The organism is Pseudoduganella violaceinigra DSM 15887 (assembly GCF_000425385.1).
Lineage (GTDB): Bacteria > Pseudomonadota > Gammaproteobacteria > Burkholderiales > Burkholderiaceae_D > Rugamonas > Rugamonas violaceinigra.
The window spans coordinates 172,360-179,387 of record NZ_AUDI01000020.1 but is presented as its reverse complement, the minus strand read 5'-3'; the positions used below and the strand labels follow the sequence as shown (position 1 = coordinate 179,387).

8 protein-coding genes and 1 tRNA gene are annotated in these 7,028 nt (G+C 59.7%); 2 read left to right on the top strand and 7 right to left on the bottom strand.

Annotated elements, in window-relative coordinates; genetic code table 11:
• The 6 genes from H597_RS0114150 to H597_RS0114125 all read right to left on the bottom strand — a co-directional run.
• Nucleotides 1-264, bottom strand: a 264-nt coding sequence (locus tag H597_RS0114150; protein WP_028102729.1) for a helix-turn-helix domain-containing protein, incomplete at its 3' end; no start/stop codon positions are given.
• A 33-nt stretch (nt 265-297) separates the two neighbouring features.
• Nucleotides 298-1,608 (bottom strand): type II toxin-antitoxin system HipA family toxin, encoded by a 1,311-nt coding sequence (locus H597_RS0114145; RefSeq protein ID WP_028102728.1) that lies wholly within the window; start codon nt 1,606-1,608, stop codon nt 298-300.
• Nucleotides 1,605-1,949, bottom strand: a complete 345-nt coding sequence (locus tag H597_RS30885; protein WP_051293783.1) for a helix-turn-helix domain-containing protein — start codon at nt 1,947-1,949, stop codon at nt 1,605-1,607. Before H597_RS30885 ends, H597_RS0114145 begins: the two co-directional genes overlap by 4 nt.
• Before the next feature lie 282 nt (nt 1,950-2,231).
• Nucleotides 2,232-2,305: transfer RNA gene (locus tag H597_RS0114135), tRNA-Gly, on the bottom strand.
• 58 nt (nt 2,306-2,363) lie between these two features.
• Nucleotides 2,364-2,771 carry a YidB family protein gene (locus H597_RS0114130; RefSeq protein ID WP_028102727.1) on the bottom strand — a complete coding sequence of 136 codons (408 nt, stop codon included), beginning with the start codon at nt 2,769-2,771 and terminating at the stop codon, nt 2,364-2,366.
• Nucleotides 2,772-2,833: 62 nt separating this feature from the next.
• Nucleotides 2,834-3,733 carry a LysR family transcriptional regulator gene (locus H597_RS0114125; protein WP_028102726.1) on the bottom strand — a complete coding sequence of 300 codons (900 nt, stop codon included), beginning with the start codon at nt 3,731-3,733 and terminating at the stop codon, nt 2,834-2,836.
• A gap of 141 nt (nt 3,734-3,874) precedes the next feature.
• Here H597_RS0114125 and H597_RS0114120 point away from each other — a divergent pair, with 141 nt between their 5' ends.
• Together H597_RS0114120 and H597_RS0114115 are read left to right on the top strand one after the other, a co-directional pair.
• The gene (locus H597_RS0114120) at nt 3,875-4,270 is read left to right on the top strand and encodes a carboxymuconolactone decarboxylase family protein (RefSeq protein ID WP_051293787.1); all 396 of its coding nucleotides are present in this window, start codon (nt 3,875-3,877) and stop codon (nt 4,268-4,270) included.
• Nucleotides 4,271-4,392: 122 nt separating this feature from the next.
• Complete coding sequence (locus H597_RS0114115) at nt 4,393-6,024, top strand: methyl-accepting chemotaxis protein (protein ID WP_035374183.1); 1,632 nt, start codon at nt 4,393-4,395, stop codon at nt 6,022-6,024.
• On the opposite strand, the gene H597_RS0114110 is transcribed toward H597_RS0114115, so the two are convergent.
• Nucleotides 6,000-6,992, bottom strand: a complete 993-nt coding sequence (locus H597_RS0114110) for a TraB/GumN family protein (RefSeq protein ID WP_028102723.1) — start codon at nt 6,990-6,992, stop codon at nt 6,000-6,002. The genes H597_RS0114115 and H597_RS0114110 overlap by 25 nt on opposite strands.
• Nucleotides 6,993-7,028: the final 36 nt, after the last annotated feature.

The following is a 7,028-nucleotide window of genomic DNA, read 5'->3' as shown; positions in this document are numbered from 1 at the left end:
ACGTGCTTCAAGCCGGTCCGTTACTTTGAAGGCGGATCGTCCGGCGTGGCGCGAATACAAGCCAGCCAGGCGTTCGGCGGAGAAGCGCTTGTGCCAGAGCGCGATGAAGCCGTTGCTGCAATCGAGCTTGGCGCGGATTTCCTCCCACGTGTGCTTATCCGCCAACAGCAGAATCAGCCTCGCCCGTCGCACGACATCCGCACGCACATTGCGCGCATTGACCTGCTGCTGCAGTTCCGAACGTTCGCTATCTGTGAGTATCATGGACGCCTCCTTGCGTTCAATGATACTCCAGTTTTAACTGTTACAGTCCACTAGTGCAACCCCGCCGGCCAAGCGCTCGGCAATTGCACGCCGCATGCTTTCGGGTGCCCTCTCAAGTAGCGCAGGCCAGTCTGCCTTGGCCTTGGCAACCACGCCTTTTGCGACTTGAAGGATGCGCCCACGACGCATCACCTTCGCCTTTTCGAGCAAGGCATCGAGATCGTTCCACGTGAATGCCCGTACCGTCTTGTCGATAGCCCGATTGACGGCATAGTCATGTTCGGGAACACCCTCGAAGAAAGCTGTGATGCACACAGGGTCATAAAGCGGTGCTAGTTCAGAGTGGACTCCGTCCGGATAGCGAAGAGCCCAGTTCTTCAGATGTGTATCTGTGTTTCCCATCAGGACAAATACGACGAAGCGGTTTACGAATTCCTGGACGTCTTGCACGGGCCGCACTGAGAGCTGATCGATGATGCGCAACATGTCTGAATAATCTTTGTGGAGTCCCTTGCCGTACTTATGCTTAGGGTCGTATCGAAGCACCTGGGCAAATTCTTCCATGTGGATGCGCTGGCCGGCCGGACCGCGATCAAACCGCTTCACCGCCAGAATCTCCTCAAACGGAACAACTTCCGGCAGGTCTGCATCTACGCGAGAAATTACTGACGCTTTGGCGCAATCCAGGCCAACTGCATTGCATAGTTGAAAACCCATGAACTCGTTGGCGACCAAGTCAGGATGTCGCGTGCTTGGCAGCTTGAGGATGTACGATCCTGCTGCACCATGACGTTTTACGACATAGCGACGCCCTTCAAGCACCGCCGAAAACTTAGTGATGACGCCTGGCAGTGCCGAGGCATCTTCCACTGGAAATTCAACGAAGCCCGGTTCGAGTATGTCCAAACCTAAGGCTGTATGCCAGTGCCGTACCGCATCCGGAATTTCCATATCGGGTGGAACCGGTTCAACTTCAATTGCCCCCATCAAGTCATGGCCAGCCGCGGCCAATAGCTCGAATTCATCGTCCGCGCTGCACCCGCGCTGCGCCGCCAGTCGTTCCCGATTGTGGCCCTCGGGCAGCAAGTTCTGAAAATAAGCTGGCCATTTGCCGTCGCTCCTCGACAACCTGATATCTCGGGGGGCGGTGAGAATTTCCCTCGTGGCCCCTTCGCTTGTACCGAGGTAAGCTAATGACAATGTGGGACGGCCAGTATTGTTAACGTAGTCTTCGTTGAACGACACCCGCAGAATGTCTCCATACTGCGAGAGATAGCCAATGAGGTTTTTGGCACCCGCGGGCGAGTGCAGAAACATTCGCAGGTAGCGGATGGATGTAGTCATTGCTTCGGTTTGGGCGGAGTATGTTTCCTGGTCGGGACCGCATCCTGCAGTAGCTCATCGACCAAAGAAGGGGGGGCACCGACACCCGACGGCTGCCCTAGGAACCGGCCACCTGACTGGACAAAATCTTCCAGGTCTTGTCTCAGCGATTTTGGCACAAGCATCAAATCCATGCCGAGCGTACGCGCGAGCACTAGGAGTGTCGAAAGACGGGGGTCAATTTTTCCCGCCTCTGTGCGTTGGACCGTCATACGGCTTACACCGGCGCGTTCGGCCAGCATGTCATGGGTCAGTCCGGCAGATTTCCGAGCATTCCGGAGTTCAGGCAAAATATTGCTCATGATAGTACTCAATTCTGTTGGCTTGAGTAAAAAGAGTAGCTTTTCTGCTGAATGAGGTCAACGCAAAAAGAGTAGTATGCAGATCATTTAATGGAAAAAGAGTATTAGGCTACTCATTTCTTGACGGCCCATTGCCCACGTCTAACTGACAGGGGACCGACGTGGCAACGCAGCGCAGCTACTTGCGAAGAGGCAAGATCGTAGGCTCGACAGGGTGAGGTTTGGGGAGGAACTTCGTTTTTGGGGAGGAAGTCGCGGCGCTAAAACCGTCGATTTTCCCTATGGAGCGGGTGAAGGGAATCGAACCCTCGTATGAAGCTTGGGAAGCTGCCGTTCTACCATTGAACTACACCCGCACACGCCGCATTCTATTCGGCTTTTGGCATCGTTGGCAACTTTCCCAAGGTTCGTGCGCTAGGAGCGCCCGAACAAGCCACCCAAGGCAGCGCCCAGTCCACCGCCGCTATCGGGAATCGTGCCGCCTGGCGTGAGCTTGTCAACAATTTGCGGCAGCAACTGCGCCAGGTGGCCAGATACTTCCTGCGAATTGAGTCCAAGGCGACTGGCAATTGCCTGCACCTGCTCGCTGCCCAGCACCGACTGCAGTTGGTCCGCGCTGATGGGCTGGTTCTGGCCGGTGCCGATCCAGGATGCGATCACGCCGCCCATACCGCCTTGCTCGAAGGACGCCACGAGGCCTTGCAGGCCACCCGTGCGCGGATCATTCAGCATCGTGCTGACCGCTTCCAGCATCCCTTCCGGATGATTACCGCCCGAGAACTGGCTCATCACTTCACCGGCCAGCGAATCGAGAATACCCATGGCACACCTCCTCATATGAACGGACCAAATACCAACAGTAACACACCAAACTCTGGAATTACTCAGTGCCACAAGGGGTCCTTTGCCATCAGGGCCGTGACCCATTCCGTGAAGGCGCGCACGCGGGCCGATAGCCGGCGCGCGTAAGGGTAGACGAGGCTGATCGGCATGCTGCCCGGCTGCCATTCGGGCAGCACTTCCAGCAACGCTCCGCTGCGCAGGTGCTGCGCCGCTTCCGCCCGCGCGATGCAGACGATCCCCAGCCCCGCCACGCCGGCGGCAATGTAGGCGCCGGCGTTATTGAAACGCATGGCCGGCGGCTGCTCGATGGTAAAGCGCTGCTGGCCGCACATAAGCGTCGGCGTGTAAGCGCGCCCCGTAGCGGCGAAGAGGAAGCCGAGATAGCGATGCGCGGCCAGGTCAGCGGGCGACGCCAGCACAGGCGCTTTTGCGAGATAGGAGGGCGCGGCACACAGGCAAAAGCGCATAGCGCCGACCGGCCGCGCGACCAAGTCCTGGTCCGCCACCAGGCCACCGCGAAGAGCGCAGTCGATCCCTTCCTGCACCAGGTCCACCACCCGTTCACCACAACCGATATCGAGCTGCACGTCCGGGTAGCGCGCCACGAAATCCGGCAGCGCGGGAATGACCAGGAAGGTGCCGACCGGCGACGGCATTTCCACCTTCACGCGGCCGCGCGCGGCATGGCGCGACATTTCCAGTTCATCGAGATCGTCGAGCAGCGCGCGGGCGCCTTCGTAATAGGCCGCGCCATCGGTGGTGGGCGAGACGCGGCGCGTAGTCCTGTGCAGCAGCTTCATGCCGAGGTGCGCTTCCAGCCCCTGGATCTGGCCGGAGATGGTGGTCTTGGGCACGCCCAGCGCGTCGGCCGCACCGACGAAACTGCCCACTTCGACGATGCGGCAAAAGGCACGCATCGCTTCCAGGCGGTCAAAAGCCATAATTAGCCGACTTTCCGTACATTAAAAACGATGAGCGCCAGTTTATCCGCAATCTCGTTCAGACTAAAGTGGGTTCATCGCCAACAAACCGAGGAATTTACCGTGAAACGCATTGACTACTACCAAGCCGCCCCGAACGCCATGAAGGCCATGATGGGGCTTGAACGCGCCGCCGCCGAATCGCTGCTGCCGGCGGCCTTGCGCGAACTGGTGAAGATCCGCGCCTCGCACATCAATGGCTGCGCCTATTGCGTCGACATGCACAGCCAGGATGCGCTTAAGGGGGGCGAAGACGTACGCCGGCTGCTGGCACTGCCCGTCTGGCGCGAAACGCCTTTCTTCAGCGAGCGCGAACGGGCCGCGCTGCTGTGGACTGAAACCCTGACCGAGCTATCGAAGCACGGGGCGCCCGACGATGTTTACCGCGTCGTTGCCACCCATTTCAGCGAACAGGAAATGTCGGAACTGACGTTTGTCATTGGCGCCATCAATGCCTGGAACCGTTTTGGCGTTGGCTTTGCCATGCAACCACAGTAAATTAACTGCAGACCAACAGTTTTGGTGGAAATACCACGAAATGGCCACGCTTTCGGCGTGGCCATGCCGCGATCTGATAGGATGTTCAGCGACATTTCCCAACCGAAATAAAGTGGTCGATAATGCAAGAAACACTTCTTGAAGACGGCAAGCCCATCGTCATCACCACGGACCTGCAGGGCCGGCTGACGTACACCAATTCGACGTTCAACGCCGTCAGCGGCTACGCCGACGAGGATCTACTCGGCCGCCCGCAGAAGGCCTTCTACCATGCTGACATGCCGGCCGCGGTCGATGAAGACATGCTGCGCACGACGATGTCGGGCGAGCCATGGCGCGGCCTGGTCAAATTCCGTTGCGCCGGTGGCGGCTATTTCTGGTGCATTGCCAACGTCACCCCGGTGATCGAAAAGCATAAGACCACCGGCTTCATGTCGGTGTGCACCAAACCCAAGCACGAGCAGGTCAAGGAAGCCGAGCAGCTATACCGCACCGTCAAGGGCGCCAATCCGGACGGTGTGCGCATTGCGCGCGGATCGGCCGCGCCGCGCGCAATGCAGAAAGTTTCCAGAGCCTTGCGCGACATCTCGCTGGCGCAGCGCATGGCCTTATGCTTCGGCAGCATGATCGTGCTGGCGCTGTCGATGGCGATGCATGCCCTCCTGCCCTATTCCGAATTTGCGCTGCATTTGCAGGCCTTGCTGCTGGCGGCGCTGGCCCTGTACGGCTGGTACAACCTGCACCGCGCCATCGTTGCGCCGGTCCAGGCCTGCATCAACGCCACGCGCATTCTGGCCGGCGGCGACCTGACCACCCGCATGGCGGTTGATCGCCACGATGAACTGGGCCAGCTGCAAGCATTCGTGCGCCAGTTGAACTTGAACCTGGCATCCATCCTGGGCGATATCCGCGGCAATTTCGCGCTGACCCGCAGCACCACCACCCAGGTGCGCACGGCCAACGCCGACCTGGCGGCCCGCACCGAAGCGCAAGCGGCCAATCTGGAACAGACGTCGGCCCATATGGGACAGATCACCGGCACCGTGAGCCAGACCGCCGACAACGTCAACACGGCCAACAGCGTGGCAAACGAGGCGACCGCGCTGGCCGAACGCACCGGCGTGGCGGTGGCGCAGGTAGTGACGGCGATGGACGAGATCCGCGGTTCCTCACGCAAGATTGTCGACATCATTGGCCTGATCGACGGCATCGCTTTCCAGACCAATATCCTGGCCCTGAATGCGGCAGTGGAAGCGGCACGGGCAGGTGAAAGCGGCCGAGGCTTCGCGGTCGTCGCCAGCGAAGTGCGCAACCTGGCGCAGCGCAGTGCGGCCGCCGCCAAGGACATCAAACTGCTGATCGATGTTTCGGCAGACAAGATCGAAGGCGGCGCCAGCGTAGCTACCGCGGCCGGCGCCGACATGGATGCGGTGATTGGCGCCATCGGCCGCGTCGCTGCCATCATGGGCGACATCAGCGGCGCAACGCGCGAACAGAGCAACGGCGTCAACCAGGTCAAGGACGCCATCGCGGAGCTGGACGAAGTGACGCGTCAAAACAGCCAGATGGTGGAGGAAGCATCCACCGCCACCGGCGTGCTGGACGTGCAGGCACAGGCGGTTGCCAAGGCGCTGGAAGTGTTCAAGCTGCCGCCGCAGGCCAAGGCGGCAAACGGTGTCACGCAAGGCGTTTCAAGCCGGCGCCAGGTCAGCTTGCCGGCTGGCCGAACTTACTCGGGCGCTTCGACCTTATAACCTTTTGCCTGCAGGTCGGCCAGGTAGCCGGTCGATCCAAACAGATGGCGCAGCGACAGCACGGCGAAAGTCGTGTTGTTCGCCTCCAGCGCATGCTCCGCATTTTCCAGCCAGGCCTTGCGCATATTCTGCTCGGCCTGGCGCAGCTTTTCATTCGACTTGAAGGCGTCGTTCTCGAAGACGGCGTTCTTGCAGGCTTCGTCGCGGTCCGCAAAACTCAGTGTGGCAATCTTCGACATGTCGCCGACGGCCCAGGCATTGGCGCGCACGCGCATGGCGTCGATGTCGGTTTCCAGGCGTTCCACTGTCTTGGCGAAGCAAGCCGTATCGGAGCCGGGCGAATTGTTGAATGCCTTGATGGCCTGGCCGGGGTTTTCCAGCTCCACCTCGGCGCTGCTGGAGGTAATCTTGACCTTGTATTGCTTCACCAGCTTATCGAGCTTCGCGTAGACATCGGTGCGCAAGGTCAAGCCGTTCTTTTCCAAGCCTTGCGCATACAAGGTTTCAGCCACGAACATGGGCCGCTCGCGCTCGATGCCGCTGTCCTTCCCGATGTACTTTGCCTTCAGCACCTGCCAGCGGTCGTAGGTTTCGGCTGGCAGAACGTCGACCAGCTTGGCGCCATCCGGGTTGTTCTTGAATCCGACCGCGTAGGGCAGCATTTTCAGGCCGCCCCAAAGACCCACGCTGATACCAAAGGAAGGCTTCGGCAGGTATTCCTGGGATTTGGCGATGATGGATTCGACTTCCTGCGAGCGCCAATCCATTTTGATCGGCAGCGGTGCGTAGTCGCCGAAAATGTACATCACATGTTCGCCTTTGCTGACCTTCCACAGGCCGGGGCCGGGACGCTGACCGACGATGAGGACTTGTTCGGTGTCGGCCGCCGGTGCCGGAATCTCTTCCTGGGCCCACGCGGCGCCCGCCAGCAACATGAACGCCGCGGCGGCGATAATACGCTTAACCATGATTACCCTGTTTGCTAATTTCGCAACAGGGTAGCA

What these genes read in the sequence shown, in the direction of transcription:
- H597_RS0114115 (WP_035374183.1), top strand. Translation starts at nt 4,393, where the DNA reads ATGCAAGAAACACTTCTTGAAGACGGCAAGCCCATCGTCATCACCACG.
- H597_RS0114110 (WP_028102723.1), bottom strand. Translation starts at nt 6,992, where the DNA reads ATGGTTAAGCGTATTATCGCCGCCGCGGCGTTCATGTTGCTGGCGGGC.
- H597_RS0114145 (WP_028102728.1), bottom strand. Translation starts at nt 1,608, where the DNA reads ATGACTACATCCATCCGCTACCTGCGAATGTTTCTGCACTCGCCCGCG.
- H597_RS0114120 (WP_051293787.1), top strand. Translation starts at nt 3,875, where the DNA reads ATGAAGGCCATGATGGGGCTTGAACGCGCCGCCGCCGAATCGCTGCTG.
- H597_RS30885 (WP_051293783.1), bottom strand. Translation starts at nt 1,949, where the DNA reads ATGAGCAATATTTTGCCTGAACTCCGGAATGCTCGGAAATCTGCCGGA.
- H597_RS0114125 (WP_028102726.1), bottom strand. Translation starts at nt 3,733, where the DNA reads ATGGCTTTTGACCGCCTGGAAGCGATGCGTGCCTTTTGCCGCATCGTC.
- H597_RS0114130 (WP_028102727.1), bottom strand. Translation starts at nt 2,771, where the DNA reads ATGGGTATTCTCGATTCGCTGGCCGGTGAAGTGATGAGCCAGTTCTCG.